This is a genomic window from Bacillus sp. AF62 (assembly GCF_050312695.1).
In the GTDB taxonomy this organism is placed as follows: domain Bacteria; phylum Bacillota; class Bacilli; order Bacillales; family Bacillaceae_G; genus Bacillus_A; species Bacillus_A cereus.
Genome location: NZ_JBNPJZ010000187.1, coordinates 1 through 2,291 on the forward strand (window position 1 = coordinate 1; position 2,291 = coordinate 2,291).

The following is a 2,291-nucleotide window of genomic DNA, read 5'->3' on the forward strand; positions in this document are numbered from 1 at the left end:
CCAAAAACACTTTTAGTAAAATCATTCCGACACGAGATGTAGTATGCAGTCCTTTGTATCCAGCATAACTAACAGTAATAAGAAAAAAGATTGAAATAAACCAAGCGGGCGTTTGGTATAAAATGTGAAGATTGAGTATTTCCGTAAAATCACGTACAACACGAGCACCAATATATATAAAATAACTACTATATAGCAACGATAAGATGGTACCTATCCATTTTCCTAATGTATGTTGCAATATTTGGGTATAAGTCAAAGAAGGGTGCTGCTTATATAATAAATAATATAGAATAAAAAGCCCCATTCCCTCAATTGTTCCTAAAATTAATGAAATCCATGCATCTTTTCCAATATGTCCGCCAAAATTCACACCAATTGACCCCAGTTGAAATAGAAGCATCAAATAAAATAACTGTTTTATAGGAAGCGTGTGAGAATTCATAGTATGCTCCTTCTGTTTTTAGAAATTAATATTTATGAAACAAGTTGATTTAAAATAATCTAATGAAAGAATATGTTAATCTATCCGCAAAGCTCTTTAACCTTAACTAAAATCATAAATCAGGATAATACTGCCCTATTATAATCTAGAGTTGATGTTCCATCTTTCTCTTTTGCTAGCATCAGTTAACATTCTAAATGAATTCGCACTATAGATAATTCATTTGATCAAATGAATATATTGTTGGTCACATGCACAATATTTACTTTTACAGAGTATGTCGTATATAGATTTGAAAAAGTTGTTCCCCAGTGTTTCTCTTTTTCCCATAAATCAGGATACGAACGAGCGAAAGTATCACCTATCTTAAATATATCTACTTGAAATGTATGTTGAGCTGTATACATAGTTTTTTCTACTTTTTGTTGAATTTCTTTTTCAAACTTTCTTTCTAATTGTGCAAGGTAGGCAGGAGATAAACGTTGTTTACACCCTACGTCCGTTAGGTGCAAAGTGACTTGTAATTGAATGTGTGGTTGAACCTTTTCTTTTCGTTTATGTACGGTAATTTGTGACTTTGTATTGACTACATAGGCAGTAACTCGATTTCGTTTCGAGCACATAACAGATTCAGGTACTAACCGTGCGGTTCCCATAATGTAGTTGTAACCAATACTTTCAGGAATGGTGAGCCAACCTCGCAAACGATTTTGTTTAAATACTGCAAGACCGGTTGGGGATACTCGTGCTTGTGGGATTAAAGTTTCTGTATTGTGCAGGGTCTTTTTCTTATTTTGATCACCATGTATATTAAATCCATTTATTACAAAACCTTCATGCGGTGTATTCATCTGCGTAATCAATTGAAAAAAATTCAGCTTTGATCCTAATGTCATCGTAGAACCTTCCTCCATCTTTTGTACCACATTAGCTATTTTTTCAGCTGTCACCTTGGATAAAGGTGAGACTATCTGTAATAAATCAGTGGCTCTTTGCTGTTTAGCAATAACTATTTTAAAATCAGAGCGAATATTATTAAAGCGATACATATACTCTAGCACTTCTTGAATATTATTTTTAGCTACTTCCTCTCCTAAAACAAGAACTTGTATATTAGAAAAATGTACATAATGGGGTACATGTAAAGTGATACGGGTCATGGCTTCTTCTATAGTTTTCCCTTTTTCTCGATAGATTGGGGCTTCAGGACGTTCTGTATGATTGTCTCCTGCAATTTCTTCTGGATTTGCAAATTGGATTGTTACTTGATAACCGTTTTTATCTCGATCAATCCCAAGCCCACTTGCAAAAGACAATGTTTCTAAAGGTCTGTAATCCCAACAACCGGCTAATAAAAATAGTACGAAAGTCATAAGAGAAAGCATTATGTAACGATGCATCATTATACGCGGCTCCTATTTTGAAAATATGATTTCCATTTTCCTACTAGAGATACAGGTTTAGACTTCGAGTAAGGACGTCTAAATAATTTTTGGTATTGTACAGACGAAGGAGCAAAATATTCTAGTCCAAATGATCGAATGCCACATAAATGTAGGAGCAAAACGATGATACCAAGTACAACACCATATAGCCCTAACATACTAGCACATAGTAAAAAAACAAAACGGACCAATCGTGTACTAAATGATAATGTATAAAACGGAAAGATAAAATTAGTCATTGCCGTAAAAGCAACGATAATAATTGTGGCTGAAGAGACAACACCAGCTTGTACAGCAGCTTCCCCAATTACTAAGGCCCCTACAATGGAAATGGAATTTGCTACTAGTCTAGGTAATCGTAACGCAGCTTCACGAAATACCTCAAAGGTAATTTCCATGAG

General features: G+C 34.4%; 3 protein-coding genes. All 3 read right to left on the reverse strand.

Going from position 1 to position 2,291, the window contains the following annotated elements; translation table 11 throughout:
- The coding region (locus ACQRBL_RS32100) for a GerAB/ArcD/ProY family transporter (protein WP_411996818.1) at window positions 1–445 on the reverse strand (445 nt) is incomplete at its 3' end.
- Between the two features lie 227 nt (window positions 446–672).
- Window positions 673–1,848, reverse strand: a complete 1,176-nt coding sequence (locus tag ACQRBL_RS32105) for a Ger(x)C family spore germination protein (RefSeq protein ID WP_411996819.1) — start codon at window positions 1,846–1,848, stop codon at window positions 673–675.
- Window positions 1,848–2,291: spore germination protein (locus ACQRBL_RS32110; RefSeq protein ID WP_411996820.1), on the reverse strand; the 444-nt coding region annotated here is incomplete at its 5' end. The genes ACQRBL_RS32105 and ACQRBL_RS32110, both read right to left, overlap by 1 nt.

Excerpts from the sequence above, each read along its gene's own strand:
- ACQRBL_RS32105 (WP_411996819.1), bottom strand. The coding sequence starts at position 1,848 with ATGATGCATCGTTACATAATGCTTTCTCTTATGACTTTCGTACTATTT.